The sequence below is a fragment of the Burkholderia sp. Bp8992 genome, assembly GCF_003853705.1.
GTDB lineage: Bacteria > Pseudomonadota > Gammaproteobacteria > Burkholderiales > Burkholderiaceae > Burkholderia.
Genome location: NZ_QTQI01000044.1, coordinates 20,777 through 43,804 on the forward strand (window position 1 = coordinate 20,777; position 23,028 = coordinate 43,804).

Genomic DNA, 23,028 nt, shown 5'->3' on the forward strand with positions numbered 1-23,028 from the left:
GCACCGGCCGCGGCTTCACACGATCGCGATCCAGTTTGCGCCGCGTCCGCCCGGCACGCGCGCGTGCGGCGTCAGCGCGCCGTCGTCCGGAGCGATCGCGTACACCGCCACGTGTTCCGACTGTTCGCCGCAGGCGACGAGCCAGCGTCCCGACGGATCGATCGCGAACCCGCGCGGCTGCGTCTCGGTCGCCGTCGCGTGTGCGGGTTCGAACGATCCGTCCTCGTCGCGGCGATAGCAGAGCAGCCGGCTCGACGTGCGCTCGCTGACATACGCGAAGCGTTCGTCGGGCGTCAGGTGCAGGTCGGCTGCCCACACGGACGGTTCGAGGGGCGCGGGCGGGCGCGCATGGCCCGGCGCGAGTTCGGCGACGGCCGGATGGCGCGCGCTCACGTGGGCGTCGCCGAGCCTGCCGGTATCGGGGTCGCGTGCCAGGGTCGCGAGCGTGGCCTGGAATTCGCTGACGACGATGAGCGTGCGGCCGTCATCCGCGAACCGCAGGTGACGCGGGCCGAAACCGGCCGGCACGCGCGTTTCGCCATGTTCGACCGCACGCAGGCCGGCCGCATCCTCGACGAGCGCGAAGCCGAACAGGCGGTCCGAGCCGAGCGAGCTGACGTACGCGAAACGGTTGTCGGGCGACACGATCACCGCATGCGCATTTGCGATGCCGCTCGCGACCTGCAGCGGCGTGCCGTCGCCGTCGCGCACGCGCGCGGCGTCGTAGAGGCTCAGCGAATTCCCGCCGTACGACGCGCCGAGCAGCCAGCGGCCGCTGCGGTCGAGCGACAGGTACGCATGGCTCGCGTCGATCGCCGTCGTGCCGATGCGTGCGAGCGCGCCCGTGGCCGCAGCGATGCGGAACGCGACGATCGTCGGCTGTTCGCCGCGCGTCGCGACGTAGAGCCGCGTGTGGTCGGCCTGCACGGCGATCGGCATCGCGACGTCGGCGGCCGGATAGCGCGCGAGCGGCGCGAGCGTGCCGTCGCCGGCGAGGGAGAACGTGGCGAGGTCGCCGTCGACGGCATTCGAGACGACGACGGTCAAGCGGTCAGTGTTCGGCATGGCGGAGCATCGAAGCGTTCGTGAAGGATGCGTCGGCCGGCAGGCCACGCGGCGGATCGCTGCGCCGGTGCGTGCGCGCGAACAGCGCGGCGACCGCGGCGACGAGCGAAGCGATCGCGAGCGCATACAGGCCGCCCGTGATCGAACCCGTATGTTGCTTCAGATAGCCGAAGGCCGTCGGCGCGACGAAGCCGCCGAGGTTGCCGACCGAGTTGATCAGCGCGATCACGGCCGCGGCCACGCGTGTGTCGAGATAGCCCTGCGGGATCGGCCAGAACAGCGACGACGCGGCCTTGAAACCGAGCGCGGCGAAGCAGATCGACGCGAACGACCACACCGGGTCGTGCGACGTCGACGCGAACAGCCCGCAGGCGGCGAGCACGAGCGCGCACGCGAGCCAGCGCTGCGGATGCCGCCACTTCGACGACAGCACCGCGAAGCCGTACATCGCGCCGATCGCGATCATCCACGGAATCGTGTTGTACAGGCCGACCTGGAAATCGGTGAGGCCGCCCATCTTGCGGATGATCGTCGGCAGCCAGAACGTGGCCGCGTAGATCGTCAGCTGGATCGAGAAGTACAGGAAGCAGAACAGCATGATCTGCGGGTCGCGCAGCAGCGCGGTGGCGCGCACCGGCACGTTCGAGCGCACGTCGCGTGCCGCGCGTTCCTCGTCGAGCGCGTTCTGGAGCGCCGTGCGCTCTTCGGCCGTGAGCCACGTCGCGTCGCGGATGTGCGATTTCAGCAGCAGCCAGCTCGCGCCGCACAGCGCGACCGAGAACAGCCCTTCGATCAGGAACATCCACTGCCAGCCTTCGAGGCCGAAGCCGCGGATCGACAGCAGTGCGCCGGTCACCGGCCCGGACAGCACTGACGCGAACGCGGAGCCGCCGAGGAAGATCGCCATCGCCTTGCCGCGCTCCTGCGGTGGCAGCCATTGCGACAGGTACAGCACGACGCCGGGGAAGAAGCCGGCCTCGGCCGCGCCGAGCAGGAAGCGCAGCGTGTAGAACGACGTGTCGTTCCACACGAACGCCATCGCGGCCGCGACGATGCCCCACGTCGCCATGATGCGGGCGAGCCACACGCGTGCGCCGTAGCGTTGCATCAGCAGGTTCGACGGCACTTCGAACAGCGCATAGCCGACGAAGAACAACCCGGCGCCGAGTCCGTACGCGGCAGCGCCGATGCCGATCGACGCTTCGAGGTGGCGATCGACGAAGCCGACGTTCACGCGGTCGATGTAGTTCGCGATGAACATGATCAGCACGAGCGGCAGCACGTGCCACTTCACTTTCGAGACGGCGGACGCGAGCGGGTCGCGGCCGGACAGGGCGGGCGAGGGCGGGTTCAAGGGTGTCTCCGGTCGGGCGGCGGCGGACGGGGCGGCGGGCCGCATCCGCATCCGGGTGGCGCTCTATGTAGTATGTCGTCGTATAACATGGTACGCCGGTGTGTTCGGGATGGCGTCGCGGGTTTACCCGAAATTTTGCTTAAATTTGGAGAATTCGCGCGATGGAGAAGGTGCGGTTTCATGTCTGATGACGTATGACATGAAACGACATCGTGTCGTGTCGACCACAGTCCGGGAGTGGGCCAGGCTCGGCGTGAAACTCGCGGTCGAGGCGGCGCATTCGAGTACGGCGCGTTTCCGGAGCCGGTGGAGAAAACCGACCTCGACGGGGCAGTGCGCGATACCTGCGTGTTTCGCACGATGGCGCTCATGCAGGAAGTCGTGCCGCACATGCAACGGCAACTGCGCGGCGCGATCGTGACGATCGACATGCAACGGACCCGCAAGCCGTTTGCAGGGGAGCGCGGCTACGCTGTATCGAAGGGCGCTCGCGGTTGCGGCAAAATACCGGGCGCGCGAACTCGGCGTGCATGCCGCTCGCGCGAACGGCGGCGATTTCATGGCTTGACGATGGAGCAACGGATCATGCGGGACAATCAGCACGCGCGGCACGTCTTCGCGTTCAACGGCGACGCGGACGGCCTGTGCGCGCTTCAGCAACTGCGGCTCGCCGAACGCGTGCACGGCACGCTCATCACCGGCGTGAAGCGCGACATCAGGCTGCTCGAGCGGATCGACGCACGGTCGGGCGACATCGTCACCGCGCTCGACGTGTCGCACGACCAGAACCGCGACGCGTGCGTGCGGCTGCTGCGCGACGGCGCGACAGTGCGTTACTTCGACCATCACTTCGCGGGCGATCTGCCCGACCATCCGCGCTTCGACGCGCATATCGACACGGCGGCCGACGTCTGCACGAGCGCGATCGTGAACCGCTATCTCGGCGGCCGGTACGTGCGCTGGGCGATCGTCGCAGCCTATGGCGACGAACTGCCGGCGCTCGGCGACGCACTGGCGCGCGAGCACGGGATCGACGAAGCCGAGCGCTGCGTGCTCGCCGAATTCGGGCGCTATCTGAACTACAACGCGTACGGCGAGTGCGTCGGCGATCTGCACTTCGATCCGGCGGTGCTCGCCGATGCGATGCTGCCGTGCGTCGATCCGCTCGATTTCGTGCGCGAGACGGCCGTGTTCGCCGCGCTGCGCGACGGCTACCGCGACGACATGGCGCGTGCGTGCGCACTTGCACCGCTGCGCGAGGTGCCGGGGGCGACGCTGGTCCGGATGCCCGATCATCCGTGGGCGCGGCGCGCGACCGGCATGCTGGCGAACGAGCGGATGCGCAATGCGCCGGATGCGGCGCTCGCGGTGCTGTCGCCGCGTGCCGGCGGCGGGCTCGTCGTCAGCGTGCGCGTGCCCGACGGCCGGCCGCTCGGTGCGGACGAGTTCTGCCGCGGTTTCGCGACGGGCGGCGGGCGCAAGCGCGCAGGCGGCATCAACCATCTGCCGGAGGCCGAGTTCGACGCATTCGCCGAGCGCTTCGAGGCCGCGTTCCGGCTCGATTGACGCGACGCATCGTCGACCGGATCAGCCGGTCGCACCGGCGGTGCACGGTCGGCCCGCCGGGCCGCCGCGGCGTGCTTCGATGCGTTCGGCGTTGCGCCAGCCGTGCACGGTGTGCACGAACCGGCCGACGTACCACAGCCCGGGCAATATTCCTTGCGCGCCGACGTTCTGCGGGGCGACTTCCATCGGATTGACACGGATCGCGAGGTCGCGCGCGGATCGTGCGGCCATGACGGCCGGCGTCGACACCGCGCAGCGCAGCCGCGACAATACGCGTCTCTTTTCGCTGATGTCATCGAGGTGCCCGTGCCCGCCAAGTCGTCCGTTGCTCCCGCGATCGTCTGGTTCCGCGACGATCTGCGCGTGACCGACCAGCCCGCGCTGACCCGCGCGGTCGAGTCGGGCCGGCCGCTCGTCTGCGTATTCGTCGATGACACCGGCGACGGCGCAGGGCGCCCGCTCGGCGGCGCGGCACGCTGGTGGCTGCACGGGTCGCTGGCCGGGCTCGATGCCGCGCTCGCGCGCCACGGCGGACGCCTGTTGCTGCTGCGCGGCGACGCACGGCGCGAGATCGAGCGTGTCGTGTACGACACGGGCGCGCAAGCCGTGTACTGGAACCGCCGCTACGGACGGCCGGAGCGTGACGCCGACGCAGCGCTGAAGGCGTCGCTCAAGGCGGGCGGCGTCACGGTCGAGAGCAGTAACGGCAGCCTGCTGAACGAGCCGTGGGAGGTGCTGACGGGCAGCGGCGGTCCGTACCAGGTGTTCACCGCGTACTGGCGGGCGGCGCGCCGCGATCGCACGGTCGCCGCACCGCTGCCGGAACCCGATCGGATCGCGTTTCAGCCGTGGCCCAAAACCGTGCGCGACCGCGCGCTGGCGCTCGACGCGCTCGCGCTGCTGCCGCATGCGCCGGACTGGGCCGGCGGCCTGCGCGAAGCGTGGCCCGCACCGGACGAAGCCGGCGCGCACGCCCGGCTCGACGCATTCTTGACGAACTCGCTCGCCGGTTATGCGGACGCGCGCGACCGTCCGGATCTTCCCGCGACGAGCCGCTTGTCGCCGTTCCTGCGCTTCGGCAACGTGTCGCCGCGACAGGTATGGCACGCGGTGCAGGGCGCCGCGCACGCCGGCGGTGCGGCGTACGCCGCGGACGCCGACAAATTCCTGAGCGAGCTCGGCTGGCGCGAATTCAGCTACACGCTGCTGTATCACTTCCCGACGCTCGCGACCGACAACTTCCGCGCGCAGTTCGACGCGATGCCGTGGCGCGACGATCCCGCCGCGTTGCGTGCATGGCAGCGCGGGCAGACCGGCTATCCGCTCGTCGATGCGGGCCTGCGCGAGCTGTGGACGACCGGCTGGATGCACAACCGCGTGCGGATGGTCGTCGCGTCGTTCCTGATCAAGCACCTGCTGATCGACTGGCGCGCGGGCGAAGCGTGGTTCCGGGACACGCTGGTCGATGCGGACCCGGCGAACAACGCGGCGAGCTGGCAGTGGGTGGCCGGCTGCGGCGCCGATGCCGCGCCGTACTTCCGCATCTTCAATCCGGTTGCGCAGGGGCAGAAGTTCGACCCGGACGGCGCATACGTGCGGCGCTGGGTGCCTGAGCTCGCCGGCCTCGACGACGCGTCGATCCACGCGCCGTGGGAAGCGTCGCCGCTGGCGCTCGAGGCTGCCGGCGTGCGGCTCGGCGTCGACTACCCGGAACCGCTCGTCGAGCATGCGGCCGCACGTGCCCGCGCGCTCGATGCGCTGGCCGCGTTGCCGAAGCGGCACTGAGCGCGTGCCTGCGCGGCACGGAGCGCCGCGTCAGTTGCAGAACGCGGCATGTTCGAGCAGCGCGTACGCGATGCCCGAATCGAAGTAGGCCGCGCCGCACCACATGACGAACGCGAGCGTGCCGGCGGCCAGCGCCGCGCGGATCAGGCCCATGCCGCGTTGCCCGGCGCGGGCCGCGCGACGCGCGCGTCGTCGATCGGCAGGTGCAGCAGCGCGGCGAGCACGCCGAGCGCGATCGAGCCGATCCACAGCGGCATGTACGAGTGCGTCGCGTCGTACACGAGCGCCCCGAGCCAGACACCGAAGAAGCTGCCGAGCTGGTGCCCGAAGAACACGAAGCCGAACAGCGTCGCGATGTAGCGCACGCCGAACACCTGCGAGATCACGCCGTTCGTCAGCGGCACCGTGCCGAGCCACGTGAACCCCATCACGGCCGCGAAGACATACACGCTCGCGGGCGACAGCGGCGCAGCGACGAACGCCGCCATAGCGAGCGCACGCACGAGGTACAGCACCGACAGCACGTACTTGCGCCGCAGCAGCCCGCCGAGATGGCCGCATGCATAGGTGCCGGCCACGTTGGTCAGCGCGATCAGCGCGAGCGCGACGCTCGCGTGGCGCGCGGGCAGCCCGTGGTCGAGCAGGTACGCGGGCAGGTGGGTCGCGATGAACGCGAGCTGGAAGCCGCACGCGAAGAAGCCCGCGTTCAGCAGCCAGAAGCCGCGATGCGCGAACGCCTCGCGCACGGCTTCGCCGATCGACTGGTCGGGGCCGGCCGCGGCGCCGGCCGCTTGCGCGGGGCGGTCGCGCAGCAGCACGGCGAGCGGCGCGAGCAGCGCCGCGACGAGCGCCAGCGCGATGAACGCGTGCCGCCAGCCGATGCCGCCGATCAGTTCCTGCGCGACGGGCACCATGCAGAACTGGCCGAGCCCGCCGATCGCGCCCGCGACGCCGAGCGCCCAGCCGCGCCGGTCGAGCGGAAACAGGCGGCTCAGCGCGCCGTAGATCGACGCGAACGCCGAGCCCGACAGCGCGATGCCGATCACGAGCCCGGCGCCGACGGTGAACAGGCCGGTCGTGGCCGCGTGCGCCATCGTGACGAGCCCGGCCGCATACAGCAGCATCCCGACGACGATCACGCGCGCCGAGCCGAAGCGGTCGGCGATCATCCCCGTGAACGGCTGCGCGACGCCCCAGATCAGGTTCTGCAGCGCGAGTGCGAGCCCGAACGCTTCGCGCGACCAGCCGTGGTCGAGCGAGACGGGCGCGAGGAAAAGGCCCTGCACGTGGCGGATGCCGAGCGCGACGCCCATGATCAGGCCGCCGGCCAGCACGGGCAGCCAGCGACGTCGGACTTCCTGTTCGATCGGGGTCATGCGTGCCTCCGGATGAGGGCGCGCGGCGAAACCGGCCACGCTCGATCCGATTAGACGATCGGGGCCGCCATCGCTCAAGCGATCATTCGGTCAGGTTGGCATGCGTGTGGGGAATGCGATGGAAGCGGCAGGCACTGCCCGCGGCCGAGGCGTGACCGGATAGCCTGCGCCGGTTTACGCCGCCGATGTCGTGTCGTGCGCGCGCATGGCCGCATCGCATTCGGCTGCTTCGGCGAGCATCCAGTCGCGCACGTCGGCGACTTCGCGGCGCGGGGCCGGATCGTGCTGGAACAGCCAGTAGCCGTACGTATCCGACAGCGCCTGCGTGTGCGGGCCGAGCACCGCCAGCCGCCCGTCCGCGAGCATCGGCGCGACGAGCGCGAGCCGGCCGAGCGCGACGCCCTGGCCCGCGATCGCGGCCTGGATCACCTGGTCGTACTGGTTGAAGCGCAGCACGCCTTTCGGGCGCGCGTCGCCGAGCCCGGCCGCATGCAGGTGCGCGTGCCATTGCAGCTGCGGTTGCGGCGGCCCGTCGAATTCGAGCAGCACGTGATCGGCGATCGCGGCCGCACTGGTGACCGGCCGCGCGGCGAGCGCGGGATGCGCGACCGGGACGACGATCTCGTCGAACAGGCGCAGCGCGCCGGCCGGCGCACGATCGCGCGGACAATAGCGGATGCCGAGGTCGATGCCTTCGGCGCGCAAATCGAGTACCTTGTCGTTCGCGGCGACGCGCAGGTCGACCGCGGGCAGGCGCGCCTGCAACCGCCCGAGCCGCGGCAACAGCCACAGCGCGGTGACGCCGATGCTGGCCGTGATCGTGACGGGCTGGCGCTCGCGCGCGGCGGCGAGCGACGCGACGGTGTCCTGCAGGCTGTGCAATGCGGCGTCCGCGACGCGGAACAGCCGCTCGCCTTCCGGCGTGAACGCGATCTTCCGGTAGCCGCGCTGCAGCAACGCGACGCCGAGATGCGCCTCGAGCGCGTGGATCTGGCGGCTGACCGCCGACTGTGTGACACACAGGTCCTGCGCGGCGAGCGTGATGCTCATGCGGCGGCCAACCGCGACGAAACCGCGGACGAGATCGAGCGACGGAAGACGGACGAGGGGCGTTGACATGCGCATGACTCATGCGAACGGAGCAGCAAGATTGGTTGAGAACGCGGCACGCGTCAAGTTCAATGGAGGCTTGACGGTGGGTGTGGGGCGATCGCGAGGCGTGGGGGCCGAGTAGGCGCTGAAGCGCCAACTGAGGACCGACCGCGAAGCATGGGGTCCGAGTAAGCGCTGAAGCGCTAACTGAGGACCGACCGCGAAGCATGGGGTCCGAGTAAGCGCTAAAGCGCTAACTCTGATCGACAGGAGACAGGATGACGATTTCGAGCGAAGGAAGCGGGGCAGCGCAGCGCGGTCGCGCGGCGGGGGCATTACCACCCGAGCCCGTGACGCTGCGCGCGGCCGACGGTTATGAATTGCAGGGCCATGTGTGGCGCCATCGCGGCGGCGGCGCCGTGCGGCCCGTGACGGTCGTCAATTGCGCGACGTCGGTGCGCTGCGACTACTACTTCCGTTTCGCGGCTTGGCTGTTCGCGCAGGGGCGCGACGTGCTCGTGTACGACTATCGCGGCATCGGCGGTTCGCGCCCGGCGCAGCTCGCGAAGCTGCGCGCGAACTGGCTCGACTGGGGGCGGCTCGATTGCGAGGCCGCATTGCAGTACGCGCGCGACGCATTTCCGGGCCAGCCGCTCGACGTCGTCGCGCACAGCATCGGCGGCTGCGTGCTCGGGCTCGCGGCGTCGAATGCGTACGTGCGTCACGTGGTGACGGTGGGCGCGCAGTATGCGTACTGGCGCGACTATCGGCCGGAAGAGCGGCGGCGCATGTGGTGGAAATGGCACGTCGCGATGCCGGCGCTCGCGGCCGTGTTCGGCTACGTGCCCGCGAAGCGGTTCGGCTGGATGGAAGATACGCCGCGCGGCGTCGCGCTGTCGTGGGTGCGCTCGCAACCGCGCTTCGAGGACGCCTACACGCACGGCCTGCTCGCCGAAACCGCAGCGAGCCGCGCCGCGCTGCCGGCCCGCTTCGCGCGGCTGCCGGCGCCGATGCTCGCGATCGGCCTCGACGACGACGGGTTCGGCACGGTCGACGCGATCGAACGGCTGGTCGGCTACTACACGGGCAGCGACGTCACACACCTGCGGATCGCGCCGCGCGACATCGGCGTCGACGCGATCGGTCACTTCGCGTTCTTTCACAGCCGCTTTACCGACGCACTGTGGCCCGTCGCGCTGTACTGGCTGCAACACGGCGCGCTGCCGGCCGATGCGCCGGGCCGCGTCCATGCGCGCCACCCGGCGCAGCGTGCGCGGCTGGCGGGAAGCGGCGTGCCGGGCGCCGTCGCGCACGGGTGAGCGCGCACGCGTGCGCAGCCCGGCCGTCGTGTCGATGAGGCGCTCGCACCGGCTGCCGTTGCTGCCCGCTGCCGCTGCCGACGATCGCGGTCGCGATGCGTCGGCCTCCGTCCCGCGTGATCGATTAACATTGAACGTTTCGTTCGCCTGGCTGCCGCGTGCCGATGCCTGTTCCGCCTGATTCCGAGATTTCCGACGACCTGTCCCGCGCGTGGCGCGTGCATCTGCTCGATGTGCCGCCGGCCGCGTCGCGTGCCGGCGTGCAGGTCGCGCGCGTCGATTTCGACTGGCACGTGCCGCTCGGATCGCCCGCCTACGCGGCACTGAGCGACGCGGAGCGCGCGCGTGCCGGGCGCTACCTGCGGCACGAGGATGCGGTGCGCAGCGCCGCGACGCGTGCCGCGTTACGCGACGTGCTCGGCGCGGCGCTCGGGATCGCGCCGACGGACATTGCGATCGTCGTCGACGAATCGGGACGGCCGTCGCTGGAGCCCGCGCATCGCGCGTCGCTCGATTTCAACGTGTCGCACGCGGGCGATCACGCGCTCATCGCGTGGGCAGCAACGGGGCGCGTCGGCGTCGATATCGAAAGCTGCAACCGCACGACCGACTGGCGTGCGCTGACGCGCGAAGTGTGCGCGGCCGCCGAGGTCGTGTATCTCGACGGCCTGCCGCTCGCCGCGCGTGCCGACGCGTTCATGCGCGTGTGGTCCGCGAAGGAGGCGCTGCTCAAGGCGCTCGGCACGGGCATCGTCGGCGGGCTGCGCGCGTTCGCGGTCGTGCCGCCGCACGATGCCGCGACGCCTGCGACGACGATCGTCGAGCGGGCCGCGCCTGCAGCCGGCGTCGCGGCGTTCGACGCGGCGTGGCTCGACGCGGCGCCCGGCTATGCGGCGTGCGTCGCGTGGACGCGCGCGTGAGCGGACGTCGGCGCGCGACAGTCACTCGAGCGGTGCATCGTTCGGCGCCGCATAGCGCGCCTTGATCACGTCGCTCATCGGAAAATCGAACGCGAGCCCCTTCGGCGGCACCGGCTTCATGAACCATTTGTCGTACAGCGCGTTGATCTCGCCGCTTTTCATCAGCTGCACGAGCACGCCGTCGACGAGCGCCTTGAACTGCGGATCGTCCTTGCGCAGCATGAACCCGTAGGCTTCCGACGACTGCGGTGTGCCGACGATCTGCCAGTCGGCCGGTTTCGCGGCGAGCTGGCGCACGCCCGCGAGCAGCACGTCGTCCATCATGTACGCGGCCGCGCGGCCCGATTCGAGCGTGAGGCGTCCTTCGCCGTAGTCCTTCGCGCTGATGATCTGCATGTTCATCTTCTTTTCCTCGTTCATCTTGCGCAGCAGGCGTTCGGACGTCGTGCCCTGGTTCGTCACGACCGTCTTGCCGGCAAGGTCGGGGAAGTCGCGGATGCCCGACGTCGTGCGCGTGAGCAGCCGCGTGGTCGCGACGAAGAACGTGGTCGAGAACGCGACCTGCGCATGGCGCGCGGCGAGGTTGGTCGTCACGCCGCATTCGAGATCGACGGTGCCGTTCTGCACGAGCGGAATGCGGTTCTGCGACGTGACCGGAATGAAGCGCACCTGCAGGTCGGGCTTGCCGGTGCGCGCCTTCACCGCGGCGATCACGCGGTCGCACAGGTCCTGCGAGAAGCCGATCACCTTGCCGCTTGCGTCGACATAGGAGAACGGCACCGACGTCTCGCGATGGCCGATCGAGATCAGGCCGCTTTGCCGCACCTTCTCGAGGGTGCCGGACAGCGGTTCCGCGGCTAGCGATGCGCCGCACGCAAGCGCGCACACGGCGACGAGCAGGCTGCGACCGAGGAGGGTGTTCAACCGGGGCGGGATGGTCATGGCAGATCTCCGTGGGCGGATCGTGGAAGTGTTGATTCGTATGTTGCCAAAGACAAAATAATTGCAACATATGTTAATTGCGACGCTTGTCAGTCTGATCCGACGGGCCGCGCCGGACATCAGGGAAACTCCCGAGTCGGAATTATGAAAAACGGGTTGTCTAGACAAGTTCCGATGGCTACACTTCAATCCATTCCGAACTTGTCTAGACAGGATTGCTCACATGATTACGTTGACCCCCGGCCACCTGACCCTCCCGCAACTGCGCCAGATCGCACGCGAATCGGTGCAACTGAAGCTCGACCCGGCCAGCTTCGCGAAGATCGACGCCGGCGCGAAGGCCGTCGCCGACATCGCCGCGAAGGGCGAGCCGGCCTACGGCATCAACACGGGCTTCGGCCGCCTGGCCAGCACGCACATCCCGCACGACCAGCTCGAGCTGCTGCAGAAGAACCTGGTTCTGTCGCACGCGGTCGGCGTCGGCGAGCCGATGGCCCGTTCGTCGGTGCGCCTGCTGATGGCGCTGAAGCTGTCGAGCCTTGGCCGCGGCCACTCGGGCATCCGTCGCGAAGTGATGGACGCGCTGATCACGCTGTTCAACGCGGACGTGCTGCCGCTGATCCCGGTGAAGGGCTCGGTCGGCGCATCGGGCGACCTCGCGCCGCTCGCGCACATGTCGGCCGTGCTGCTCGGCGTCGGCGAAGTGTTCATCCGCGGCGAGCGTGCGAGCGCGCTCGACGGTCTGCGCGTCGCGGGCCTCGCGCCGCTGACGCTGCAGGCGAAGGAAGGCCTCGCGCTGCTGAACGGCACGCAGGCATCGACCGCGCTGGCGCTCGACAACATGTTCGCGATCGAAGACCTGTACCGCACGGCGCTCGTCGCCGGCGCGCTGTCGGTCGACGCGGCAGCCGGTTCGGTGAAGCCGTTCGACGCCCGTATCCATGAGCTGCGCGGCCACCAGGGCCAGATCGACGCAGCGGCGTCGTATCGCGACCTGCTCGAAGGCTCGCCGATCAACCAGTCGCACCGCGACTGCGACAAGGTGCAGGATCCGTACAGCCTGCGCTGCCAGCCGCAGGTGATGGGCGCGTGCCTGGACCAGATGCGCCATGCAGCCGACGTGCTGCTGGTCGAGGCGAACGCCGTGTCGGACAACCCGCTGATCTTCCCGGATACCGGCGAAGTGCTGTCGGGCGGCAACTTCCACGCCGAGCCCGTCGCGTTCGCGGCCGACAACCTCGCGCTCGCCGCATCGGAAATCGGCGCGCTGGCCGAACGCCGCATCGCACTGCTGATCGACGCGACGCTGTCGGGCCTGCCCCCGTTCCTCGTGAAGGACGGCGGCGTGAACTCGGGCTTCATGATCGCGCACGTGACGGCGGCCGCACTCGCATCGGAAAACAAGACGCTCGCGCACCCGGCGTCGGTCGACTCGCTGCCGACCTCGGCGAACCAGGAAGACCACGTGTCGATGGCGACGTTCGCCGCGCGCAAGCTCGCCGACATCGCGGACAACACGAAGCACATCCTCGCGATCGAACTGCTGGCGGCCGCACAAGGCGTCGACCTGCGTGCGCCGTACCACACGAGCCCGAAGCTGGCGCCGGTGATGGAAACGATCCGCAGCAAGGTTGCTCACTACGAACTCGACCACTACTTCGCGCCGGACATCGCGGTGATCGCGAAGCTCGTCGGCGAGCGTGCGTTCGCGAAGGTCGCACCGTTCTCGTTCGCATCGGAACAGTAAGCCGATGAGCGCGCCGGTCTACCAGGAGATCAAGGATTTCATCCTGGCCCGCATCCACGCCGGTGAGTGGGAGGAGGGCGACCAGGTGCCGTCCGAGAACGAGCTGGCGCGCGAATTCAAGGTGGCGCGCATGACCGTCAACCGCGCGCTGCGCGAGTTGACGGCCGAGCAGGTGCTCACGCGCATGAAGGGCGCGGGCACCTACGTCGCGCGGCCGAAGTACGAGTCGACGCTGGTGGCGATCCGCAGCATCTCGGAGGAAGTCGGCGCACGCGGGCATGCGTATCACGCCAGCGTGCTCGGTCTCGACACGATCCGCGCCGACGAGGCGCTCGCCGACGAGATGCAGGTAGCCGTGCGCACGAAGCTGTTTCATTCGCAGGTGCTGCATTTCGAGAACGACGAGCCCGTGCAGCTCGAAGAACGATGGGTGAATCCGGCAGTCGCGCCGGATTACGCCGAGCAGGATTTCACGAACACGACGCCGAACCTGTACCTGATGCGCGCGGCCCCGCTGCAGCGCGTCGAGTACCGGATCGAAGCGGCGGCCCCGGCGCCGGAGCGGCGCGAGCAGCTGCGGATGGACGACGTCGAGCCGTGTCTGGTTTTACATCGGCGCACCTGGTCGCAGGGCGTCGTCGCCTCGGTGGCGAATCTGTGGCATCCCGGCAGCCGTTATCGCTTCACCGGGCATTTCTGATTCCTATTTGATAGTCATTTTCCTTCGGGAGCAGTCGTCATGAACCATCCGAAACACATCGATCCCCGTCTCGATCCGACGCGCACGATCCGCGCGCCGCGCGGCAGCGAGAAGACCTGCAAGACCTGGCTGGCCGAAGCGGCCTACCGGATGATCCAGAACAACCTCGACCCGGAAGTCGCCGAGCATCCGCATGCGCTCGTCGTGTACGGCGGCATCGGCCGTGCAGCGCGCAACTGGGAATGCTACGACCAGATCCTCGCGTCGCTGAAGGATCTCGAGGAAAACGAAACGCTGCTGATTCAATCGGGCAAGCCGGTCGGCGTGTTCCGTACGCACAAGGACGCGCCGCGCGTGCTGCTGGCGAACTCGAACCTCGTGCCGCACTGGGCGAACTGGGACCACTTCCACGAGCTCGACCGCAAGGGCCTGATGATGTACGGCCAGATGACGGCCGGCAGCTGGATCTACATCGGCAGCCAGGGCATCGTTCAGGGTACCTATGAAACGTTCTTCTCGGTCGCGAACCAGCACTTCAACGGCGACCCGTCGGGCCGCTGGATCCTGACGGGCGGCCTCGGCGGCATGGGCGGCGCGCAGCCGCTGGCCGCGACGATGGCCGGCTTCTCGATGATCGCGGTCGAATGCGACGAGACGCGCATCGACTTCCGCCTGAAGACGCGTTACGTCGACAAGAAGGCGACGACGCTCGACGAAGCGCTCGGCATGATCGACGAAGCGAAGCGCGCGGGCAAGCCCGTGTCGATCGGCCTGCTCGGCAACGCAGCCGACGTGTTCGCGGAACTCGTCGAGCGCGGCATCACGCCGGACTGCGTGACCGACCAGACGAGCGCGCACGACCCGATCAACGGCTACCTGCCGCAAGGCTGGACCGTCGCGCAATGGCGCGAAGCGCAGAAGGTCGATCCGCAGAGCATCGTGAAGGTCGCGAAGCAGTCGATGGCCGTCCAGGTGCGCGCGATGCTGGCGCTGCAGGAACGCGGCGCGGCGACGCTCGACTACGGCAACAACATCCGCCAGATGGCGCTGGAAATGGGCGTCGAGAACGCGTTCGACTTCCCGGGCTTCGTGCCGGCGTACATCCGTCCGCTGTTCTGCGAAGGCAAGGGCCCGTTCCGTTGGGTTGCGCTGTCCGGCGATCCGGAAGACATCTACAAGACCGACCAGAAGGTGAAGGAACTGATCCCCGACGATCCGCACCTGCACAACTGGCTCGACATGGCACGTGAGCGCATCGCGTTCCAGGGCCTGCCGGCACGGATCTGCTGGGTCGGCGTGAAGGATCGCTATCGCCTCGGCCAGGCGTTCAACGAGATGGTCAAGAATGGCGAACTGAAGGCGCCGATCGTGATCGGCCGCGACCACCTCGACACGGGTTCGGTCGCGAGCCCGAACCGCGAGACGGAATCGATGAAGGACGGTTCGGACGCGGTCAGCGACTGGCCGCTGCTGAACGCACTGCTGAACACGGCAGGCGGCGCATCGTGGGTGTCGCTGCACCATGGCGGCGGCGTCGGCATGGGCTTCTCGCAGCACTCGGGCGTCGTGATCGTCGCCGACGGTACGGCTGAAGCGCACGAGCGTCTCGGTCGCGTGCTGCTGAACGACCCGGCCACGGGCGTGATGCGCCATGCGGATGCCGGCTACGAACTCGCGCAGCAGACGGCCCGCGAAGCCGGCCTGAAGCTGCCGATGCTCGGCCGCTGAGCATGACGGCGCTCGACCAGGCACCGGTGAACGCGACGATGATTCGCGCAGCGGATCTCGTCGCGTCGCCGTGGAAGAACGGCGGCGGCGTGACGCGCGAGATCGGTGCGTTCCCTCCGGGCGCGGCACTCGATACGTTCGCGTGGCGCGTGAGCGTCGCGGACGTCGGCACGGCCGGGCCGTTCTCGCGTTTCGACGGCGTCGACCGCACGCTCGTGCTGCTGTCCGGCGCGGGCATGACGCTCGCCGAAGCGGGCGGTGCGGAGCACGTACTCGACGCGCCGCTGGCCCGTGCGGATTTCGCCGGGGAAGCGGCGATCGACGCGACGCTGCATGACGGCGCGACACGCGACTTCAACCTGATGACGCGTCGCTCCGCCGCGCGCGGCACGCTCGACGTGTGGCGCGCAGGCGTGCACCGTGTTGCGCACGCCGATACCGTGCTGCTGTTTTGCGCGACCGGCGCCGTCGGTGTCGAGATCGACGGCACGCACTACGCACTGGAAGAAATGGACACGCTGCGGCTCGACGGGCCGCAGCGTGCGTTTGACGTCGTCGTGAGCGGTAGCGGCGCGCTGCTCGCCGTATTGCTCGCCATCGGCGCACGAGACTAACGCATGAAACCGACTGTCTGGCATCACCTGAGGCTGTGTCCGCACGGCCATCCCGACGAGACGATCGACGACGCGGCGATCGCCGTCGACGAAACCGGCACGATCGTCTGGCTCGGCGCGTTGTCCGCGCTGCCGCACGGTTATGCGCACTGGCGGCGCGAGGACCTGCACGGCGCGTGGGTGACGCCGGGCCTCGTCGATTGTCATACGCACCTCGTGTACGGCGGCACGCGTGCCGACGAATTCGCGCAGCGCCTCGCGGGCGTCAGCTACGAGGAGATCGCGCGGCAGGGCGGCGGGATCGTGTCGACGGTGCGCGCGACGCGCGCGGCCGACGAGACGACGCTGTTCGTGCAGGCCGCCGCACGCCTGCAGCCGCTGCTCACCGAAGGCGTGACCGCGATCGAGATCAAGTCGGGCTACGGGCTCGACCTCGCGAGCGAACGCAAGATGCTGCGCGTCGCGCGCCAGCTCGGCGAGCGCTTCCCCGTCACGGTCTACACGACCTTCCTCGGCGCGCATGCGCTGCCGCCCGAATATGCGGGCCGCGCGGACGCGTACATCGACGAAGTGTGCGACCGGATGCTGCCGGCACTGGCCGACGAGGGCCTCGTCGACGCGGTCGACGTGTTCTGCGAACGCATCGGCTTCTCGCTCGCGCAGACCGAACGCGTGTTCGAGGCCGCGATGCGCCGCGGGTTGCCCGTGAAGCTGCATGCGGAGCAACTGTCGAACGCGGGCGGCACGGCGCTTGCCGCGCGCTACCGCGCGCTGTCCGCCGACCACCTCGAGTTTCTCGACGAAGCCGGCATCGAGGCGATGAAGGCGGCCGGCACGGTCGCCGTGCTGCTGCCCGGCGCGTACTACTTCATCCGCGAAACGCAACTGCCGCCGATCGAGCTGCTGCGCAAGCACGGCGTGCCGATCGCGCTCGCGACCGATCACAACCCCGGCACGTCGCCGCTCGAATCGCTGCTGCTGACGTTGAACATGGGCTGCACGCTGTTCCGCATGACGGTGCCCGAAGTGCTGCAGGGCGTCACGCGCCATGCCGCCGCGGCGCTCGGCCGCGCGGATCGCCACGGCGCGCTCGAGGTCGGCCGCCAGGCCGACTTCGCCGCATGGTCGGTGGGCTCGCTGTCGGAGCTCGCGTACTGGATCGGCCGGCCGCTGTGCGAGCAGGTCGTGCGCGGCGGCTCGACCGTGTTTCGCCGGATGAACGGATAGTTTTGCAGTTGGCCGGGCACGTTGGCGCGTGACCCGGCCGCTCGACAAGGAATCAGAATGACCGACACCCTGTTGTTCGCGGACCATGCGTACCTGCCCGATGGCTGGCGCCGCAACGTGCTGCTGCGCTGGGACGCGGCCGGCACGCTGACCGGCGTGACGCCCGATAGCGACGCACCGGCAGGCGTCGCGCGTGCGGCCGGGCCGGTGCTGCCCGGCATGCCGAACCTGCATTCGCACGCATTCCAGCGCGCGATGGCGGGGCTCACAGAATACCGCGCGAATCCCGCCGACAGCTTCTGGAGCTGGCGCGACCTGATGTACCGCTTCGCGCTGAAGATCACGCCCGACGCGCTCGCGGCGATCGCGCGCTGGCTGTATGTCGAGATGCTCAAGTGCGGCTATACGTCGGTGTGCGAATTCCACTACGTGCATCATGCACAGGACGGCTCGCGCTACCCGCAGCTCGCGGAGCTCGGCACGCGCGTGGTCGATGCCGCGCGCTCGGCCGGCATCGGCATCACGATGCTGCCGGTGTCCTACCAGTTCGCCGGCTTCGGCAACAAGCCGCCGCGCGACGACCAGCGCCGCTTCATCAACACGCCCGACGGCCTGCTCGAACTGCTCGACGCGATGCGTCGCGCGGCGCCCGAGCACGGCGGCCTGCGCTACGGCGTTGCGCCGCACTCGCTGCGCGCGGTGTCGGAGAACGGGCTGCGCACGTTGATCGACGGGCTGCCCGACGACGCGCCCGTTCACATCCACATCGCCGAGCAGACGGCCGAGGTCGACGACTGCGTGCGCGTATACGGCGCGCGTCCCGTCCAGTGGCTGCTCGATCGCTTCGACGTCGATGCGCGCTGGTGCCTCGTGCACGCAACGCACGTCGATGCGGCCGAAACGGCCGCGCTCGCTAAGCGTCGCGCGGTTGCCGGGCTGTGCCTGACGACCGAGGCGAACCTCGGCGACGGCGTGTTCCCGGCCGTCGACTATCTCGCGCAAGGCGGCGTGATCGGCGTCGGCTCGGACAGCCACGCATCGGTCGACTGGCGCTCGGAACTGCGCCTGCTCGAATACGGGCAGCGGCTCGTGCACCGTGCGCGCAACGTGCTGGCGAGCGAGTCGCAGGCCCATGTCGCCGATCGCCTGTTCGGCGCATCGCTCGCGGGCGGTGCCCAGGCGAGCGGGCGGCGCGTCGGTGCGCTGCGCGAAGGCTGCCGTGCCGACTGGCTCGTGCTCGATCCCGATCATCCGGCGATCGCCGAACACGGCAGCACGTCGTGGCTGTCGGGTATCGTGTTCGCCGAGCATGGCGAGACGCCCGTGCTCGACGTCTACACGGGCGGCGAGCGCGTCGTGAGCGGCCGCCGCCATCGCGACGAAGCCGCTGCGTATGCGGACTACCGCGCCGCGCTGGCGCAACTGCTGCGCTGACGCGCGGCAACCGGCGCACGCCGCATGCGTGCGCCGGCAGACTCTTACGGTGATGCGACATGACTGAACAACCGGCTGTATTCACGCTGAAGCAGGGCACGCTGCCGCTGCTGATCTCGATTCCGCACGCAGGCACGCACATCCCCGACGACATCGCCGCGACGATGACGCCCGATGCACGCTTCGTTGACGATTGCGACTGGCATCTCGAGCGGCTGTACGGCTTCGCGGCCGATCTCGGCGCATCGATCCTCGTGCCGTCGCACGCACGGTACGTCGTCGACCTGAACCGTCCGCCCGACAACGAGAACCTGTATCCGGGGCAAGACACGACAGGGCTCGTGCCGGTCGATACGTTCGACAAGGCGCCGCTCTATCCGGCGAACGCGCTGCCCGGCAACGACGAGATCATGCGTCGCCGCGACCGCTACTGGCTGCCGTATCACGACGCGCTGCAGGGCGAGATCGCGCGCCTGAAGCGCGAACACGGCCGCGTGCTCGTGTGGGAAGCGCATTCGATCCGCTCGCACGTGCCGCGCTTCTTCGACGGCCGCCTGCCGGATTTCAACTTCGGCACGTCGAGCGGCGCGAGTGCCGCGCCCGGTCTCGCGGAGGCACTGGCCGCGCGCGTGCTCGCGCACGGCGGCTATACGGCCGTTGCGAACGGGCGCTTCAAGGGCGGCTACATCACGCGCCACTACGGCGTGCCCGATACCGGTGTCGAGGCCGTGCAGCTCGAGCTGTCGCAGATCACCTACATGGAAGAGACGCGTCCGTACGCGTACGACGAAGCGCGTGCAGCGCGAATTGCGCCGCTGCTGCAGACGCTCGTCGAAACCGCGCTCGCGCATCGCTGAGCGCGGACCGCACGCATGCGGCAGCGCGGCGGAGCAGGGCGGCGCGGCCCGTCGGCGTGCAGCATGCGCGTCGACGCAATGCACAACACGGCATCGATCGCGGAGACCGATGCCGTTTTTTTGTCTGATCGATGTCGTCATCGGCACCTGAAAATTTGACGCAATTTTTAGGTGATATAAGCTGAATGTCAGGAAGTCGTCACGCGCGCACCGGCGGCGGGGGCCTCGACGCTGGCCCTACCGCGCCGAAACCGCTGCGTGACACCTTGCCGACGTGTCGCCGCGCGGCTTTGCCGCATGCGCTTGATCGCGACGCGTGTCCTGCCTCCTTCAGTCAGTCGAGTACGATCGTGAAAGCCGCCAGCCCTTCGATACGCCGGACGCGAAGTCCGTCGGCGGGCGCGCCGCCTCAGGCCGGGCCGAACCGGCATGCTGATTGCGGCACGCGTGCCGCCCCTTTACGCGAGCCTCGTTTCTTCGCCCTTTCCCATCGCGGCCTGCGCCGCTTCAACGTCGTGACCGCGCATGTATTCAGCGCGGTGCAGTGCGACGGCAGCGCATCCTTGTTGCCCTAGCGCCGTTTTCCGCTTTCGTCCCGGGCCGCACCGCCGCTTGCCGCATCGTCCGCGCGGCAGGATCGCGCATGTGCATGCGCTGTGTGATCGCGCGCGCGTGCGGCGCGACTGCAGGCCTGCATCGTCCCGTGCGCACGTGTGGTGTGCGCGATTACCGGAGAAGGAGAGACGCTCATGCGTGCGCGCCCGATCGTAGCCGTCACCGCCGACCGCATCCTGCGCGGTGCGCATCCGAATCACACGGCGGGCGAGAAGTACCTCGCCGCGCTCGTCGACGGCGCCGGCGCGCTGGCGTTCGTGCTGCCCGCGCTCGGCGCGCGGCAGCCGGCCGACGCGATCGTCGCGGCAGTCGACGGTCTGCTGTTGACCGGCAGCTATTCGAACGTCGAACCGCATCATTACGGCGGGGCCGCGAGTGCGCCCGATACATTGCACGACCCCGCGCGCGACGCGACCGCGCTGCCGCTGATCCGCGCGGCGATCGACGCGGGCGTGCCCGTGCTCGCGATCTGCCGCGGCATGCAGGAGCTTAACGTCGCGTACGGCGGCACGCTGCATCAGCGGCTGCACGCGACGAACGGCTTCGACGACCATCGCGAACGACCGGCCGATCCGCTCGAACGGCAGTACGGCCCCGCGCATGTCGTGCGACTCGCGCCGGGAGGCCTGCTGCAAAGGGTCGCGCGCGGCGCGCAGGAGGCGACGGTCAATTCGCTGCACGACCAGGGCATCGCGCGTCTCGGCGCGGGGCTCGACGTCGAAGCGAGCGCGCCCGACGGGCTGGTCGAAGCCGTCAGCGTGCGCGGCGCGCGCGCATTCGCACTCGGCGTGCAGTGGCATCCCGAATGGCGCTACGCGGAACAGCCGCTGTCGCGCGACATTTTTGCGGCATTCGGCGCGGCGTGCCGCGCGCGCATGGCGCAACGCCTTCATGCGGCCGCCGGCACGATGCCGTCGCCGGCTGCATCCGACGTCGACTGAACGAGGCCGATCATGCAACCCGAACTGAGCGAATTCCTGCGTCAGCACCGCATCACCGAGGTCGAGGCGATCATTCCCGACATGGCCGGCATCGCGCGCGGCAAGATCATTCCGCGCAACAAATTCGAGTCCGGCGAATCGATGCGGCTGCCGCAGGCCGTGATGGTGCAGACCGTCACCGGCGATTATCCGGAGGACGGCACGCTGACCGGCGTGACCGATCCCGACATGGTGTGCGTGCCCGATCCGTCGACGATCTGCCTCATTCCGTGGGCCGTCGATCCGACCGCGCAGGTGATCCACGACTGCGTGCATTTCGACGGCTCGCCGGTCGAGATCTCGCCGCGCTACGTGTTGCGCCGCGTGCTCGACCTGTACGAGGCGAAGGGCTGGAAGCCGGTCGTCGCGCCCGAACTCGAGTTCTATCTGGTCGACATGAACGCCGATCCCGATCTGCCGCTGCGGCCGCCCGTCGGCCGCACGGGGCGCGCGGAAACGGGCCGCCAGTCGTATTCGATCGAGGCCGTCAACGAGTTCGATCCGCTGTTCGAGGACATCTACGAGTACTGCGAAATGCAGGGCCTCGATATCGAGACGCTGATCCATGAGGTTGGCGCCGCGCAGATGGAGATCAACTTCGTGCACGGCGACGCGCTGCCGCTGGCCGACCAGGTGTTCCTGTTCAAGCGCACGGTGCGCGAGGCCGCGTTGCGCCACAACATGTATGCGACGTTCATGGCCAAGCCGATGGAAAACGAGCCGGGTTCCGCGATGCACATCCATCAGAGCCTCGCGGATATGCGTACCGGGCGCAACTTGTTCGCCGACGAAAACGGCGCCGTGTCACCGCTGTTCCACAGCTATCTGGCGGGGCTGCAGAAGTACACGCCGGCGCTGATGCCGATCTTCGCGCCGTACATCAATTCGTACCGCCGCCTGTCGCGCTTCATGGCCGCGCCGATCAATGTGCAATGGGGCTACGACAACCGCACGGTCGGCTTCCGCATCCCGCAGTCGAGCCCCGTCGCGCGCCGCATCGAGAACCGGATTCCGGGCGTCGACTGCAATCCGTATCTCGCGTTCGCGGCGACGCTCGCCGCCGGCTATCTCGGCATGTCGCAACAGCTCGCGCCGACCGAGCCGATCGCCTCGGACGGTTACGACCTGCCTTACCAGCTGCCGCGCAACCTCGAGGAGGGCATCTCGCTGATGGCCGCATGCGAGCCGCTTGCCGGCATTCTCGGCGACAAGTTCGTGAAGGCGTACCTGGCGTTGAAGGAAACCGAATACGAAGCGTTCTTCCGTGTGATCAGCTCGTGGGAACGCAGGCATCTGCTGCTGCACGTGTGAGCGTGTGGCGCTGTTTGACGGAGAAAACATGACCGATCGAAACGAAGCCTTTTCGCAGCACTCGACTGCCGATTTTCGCGCGCTCGACGCCGCGCACCACATCCACCCGTTCTCGGACATGGGCGCGCTGAACCGCGCCGGCAGCCGCGTGATCGTCAAGGCCGACGGCGTCTACCTGTGGGACTCGGACGGCAACAAGGTGATCGACGGGATGGCCGGCCTGTGGTGTGTGAACGTCGGCTACGGCCGCAAGGAGCTCGCCGACGCCGCGTATCGCCAGCTGCAGGAACTGCCGTTCTACAACACGTTCTTCAAGACCACGCACCCGCCGGTGATCGAGCTTTCCGCGATGCTCGCGGAAGTGACGCCGGCCGGCTTCAACCACTTCTTCTATTG

General features: G+C 69.0%; 21 protein-coding genes. 14 read left to right on the forward strand and 7 right to left on the reverse strand.

Features of this window, described 5'->3' with window-relative positions; translation table 11 throughout:
- Positions 1-15: 15 nt before the first annotated feature.
- The gene (locus DIE03_RS36150; RefSeq protein ID WP_124456874.1) at positions 16-1,065 is read right to left on the reverse strand and encodes a beta-propeller fold lactonase family protein; all 1,050 of its coding nucleotides are present in this window, start codon (positions 1,063-1,065) and stop codon (positions 16-18) included.
- Positions 1,052-2,419 carry an MFS transporter gene (locus DIE03_RS36155; RefSeq protein ID WP_124456875.1) on the reverse strand — a complete coding sequence of 456 codons (1,368 nt, stop codon included), beginning with the start codon at positions 2,417-2,419 and terminating at the stop codon, positions 1,052-1,054. Before DIE03_RS36155 ends, DIE03_RS36150 begins: the two co-directional genes overlap by 14 nt.
- A gap of 585 nt (positions 2,420-3,004) precedes the next feature.
- On the opposite strand from DIE03_RS36155, the gene DIE03_RS36165 reads away from it, so the two are divergent.
- Positions 3,005-3,985: an acetyltransferase gene (locus DIE03_RS36165; protein ID WP_124456876.1), complete on the forward strand. Its 981-nt coding sequence runs from the start codon at positions 3,005-3,007 to the stop codon at positions 3,983-3,985.
- A 21-nt stretch (positions 3,986-4,006) separates the two neighbouring features.
- Here DIE03_RS36165 and DIE03_RS36170 read toward each other — a convergent pair whose 3' ends face one another.
- Complete coding sequence (locus tag DIE03_RS36170; RefSeq protein WP_124456877.1) at positions 4,007-4,216, reverse strand: hypothetical protein; 210 nt, start codon at positions 4,214-4,216, stop codon at positions 4,007-4,009.
- 75 nt (positions 4,217-4,291) lie between these two features.
- On the opposite strand from DIE03_RS36170, the gene DIE03_RS36175 reads away from it, so the two are divergent.
- Positions 4,292-5,770 (forward strand): deoxyribodipyrimidine photo-lyase, encoded by a 1,479-nt coding sequence (locus DIE03_RS36175; protein WP_124456878.1) that lies wholly within the window; start codon positions 4,292-4,294, stop codon positions 5,768-5,770.
- A 30-nt stretch (positions 5,771-5,800) separates the two neighbouring features.
- Here DIE03_RS36175 and DIE03_RS38930 read toward each other — a convergent pair whose 3' ends face one another.
- The 3 genes from DIE03_RS38930 to DIE03_RS36185 form a co-directional block, all read right to left on the reverse strand.
- The gene (locus tag DIE03_RS38930) at positions 5,801-5,923 is read right to left on the reverse strand and encodes a hypothetical protein (protein WP_260435003.1); all 123 of its coding nucleotides are present in this window, start codon (positions 5,921-5,923) and stop codon (positions 5,801-5,803) included.
- On the reverse strand, positions 5,914-7,146 hold the full coding sequence (locus tag DIE03_RS36180; protein WP_124456879.1) for an MFS transporter: 1,233 nt from the start codon (positions 7,144-7,146) through the stop codon (positions 5,914-5,916). Before DIE03_RS36180 ends, DIE03_RS38930 begins: the two co-directional genes overlap by 10 nt.
- A gap of 174 nt (positions 7,147-7,320) precedes the next feature.
- The gene (locus DIE03_RS36185; RefSeq protein ID WP_124456880.1) at positions 7,321-8,265 is read right to left on the reverse strand and encodes a LysR substrate-binding domain-containing protein; all 945 of its coding nucleotides are present in this window, start codon (positions 8,263-8,265) and stop codon (positions 7,321-7,323) included.
- A gap of 251 nt (positions 8,266-8,516) precedes the next feature.
- Here DIE03_RS36185 and DIE03_RS36190 point away from each other — a divergent pair, with 251 nt between their 5' ends.
- Together DIE03_RS36190 and DIE03_RS36195 are read left to right on the forward strand one after the other, a co-directional pair.
- A complete protein-coding gene (locus DIE03_RS36190) occupies positions 8,517-9,557 on the forward strand; it encodes an alpha/beta fold hydrolase (RefSeq protein WP_124456881.1) in 1,041 nt (346 codons plus the stop codon).
- A gap of 164 nt (positions 9,558-9,721) precedes the next feature.
- Entirely contained in the window at positions 9,722-10,477 is a 756-nt protein-coding gene (locus DIE03_RS36195) for a 4'-phosphopantetheinyl transferase superfamily protein (RefSeq protein ID WP_124456882.1), read from the forward strand.
- 21 nt (positions 10,478-10,498) lie between these two features.
- Here DIE03_RS36195 and DIE03_RS36200 read toward each other — a convergent pair whose 3' ends face one another.
- Positions 10,499-11,419: a glutamate/aspartate ABC transporter substrate-binding protein gene (locus tag DIE03_RS36200; protein WP_124456883.1), complete on the reverse strand. Its 921-nt coding sequence runs from the start codon at positions 11,417-11,419 to the stop codon at positions 10,499-10,501.
- Between the two features lie 223 nt (positions 11,420-11,642).
- On the opposite strand from DIE03_RS36200, the gene hutH reads away from it, so the two are divergent.
- The 10 genes from hutH to DIE03_RS36255 form a co-directional block, all read left to right on the forward strand.
- Positions 11,643-13,166 (forward strand): histidine ammonia-lyase, encoded by a 1,524-nt coding sequence (gene hutH, locus DIE03_RS36205; protein ID WP_124456884.1) that lies wholly within the window; start codon positions 11,643-11,645, stop codon positions 13,164-13,166.
- 4 nt (positions 13,167-13,170) lie between these two features.
- A complete protein-coding gene (gene hutC / locus DIE03_RS36210; RefSeq protein WP_039369341.1) occupies positions 13,171-13,866 on the forward strand; it encodes a histidine utilization repressor in 696 nt (231 codons plus the stop codon).
- 39 nt (positions 13,867-13,905) lie between these two features.
- Positions 13,906-15,594, forward strand: coding sequence for a urocanate hydratase (gene hutU, locus DIE03_RS36215; protein ID WP_124456885.1), 1,689 nt, complete (start codon positions 13,906-13,908; stop codon positions 15,592-15,594).
- Positions 15,595-15,596: 2 nt separating this feature from the next.
- Complete coding sequence (locus DIE03_RS36220; RefSeq protein WP_124456886.1) at positions 15,597-16,208, forward strand: HutD family protein; 612 nt, start codon at positions 15,597-15,599, stop codon at positions 16,206-16,208.
- 3 nt (positions 16,209-16,211) lie between these two features.
- Complete coding sequence (gene hutI / locus DIE03_RS36225) at positions 16,212-17,435, forward strand: imidazolonepropionase (protein WP_124456887.1); 1,224 nt, start codon at positions 16,212-16,214, stop codon at positions 17,433-17,435.
- A 57-nt stretch (positions 17,436-17,492) separates the two neighbouring features.
- Complete coding sequence (locus tag DIE03_RS36230) at positions 17,493-18,869, forward strand: formimidoylglutamate deiminase (protein WP_124456888.1); 1,377 nt, start codon at positions 17,493-17,495, stop codon at positions 18,867-18,869.
- Positions 18,870-18,928: 59 nt separating this feature from the next.
- Complete coding sequence (gene hutG / locus DIE03_RS36235) at positions 18,929-19,726, forward strand: N-formylglutamate deformylase (RefSeq protein ID WP_124456889.1); 798 nt, start codon at positions 18,929-18,931, stop codon at positions 19,724-19,726.
- A gap of 749 nt (positions 19,727-20,475) precedes the next feature.
- On the forward strand, positions 20,476-21,282 hold the full coding sequence (locus DIE03_RS36245) for a gamma-glutamyl-gamma-aminobutyrate hydrolase family protein (protein WP_124456891.1): 807 nt from the start codon (positions 20,476-20,478) through the stop codon (positions 21,280-21,282).
- A 12-nt stretch (positions 21,283-21,294) separates the two neighbouring features.
- Positions 21,295-22,632, forward strand: coding sequence for a glutamine synthetase family protein (locus DIE03_RS36250; RefSeq protein WP_124456892.1), 1,338 nt, complete (start codon positions 21,295-21,297; stop codon positions 22,630-22,632).
- A gap of 28 nt (positions 22,633-22,660) precedes the next feature.
- Positions 22,661-23,028 (forward strand): aminotransferase class III-fold pyridoxal phosphate-dependent enzyme (locus DIE03_RS36255; RefSeq protein ID WP_124456893.1); only part of this gene is annotated, 368 nt, incomplete at its 3' end.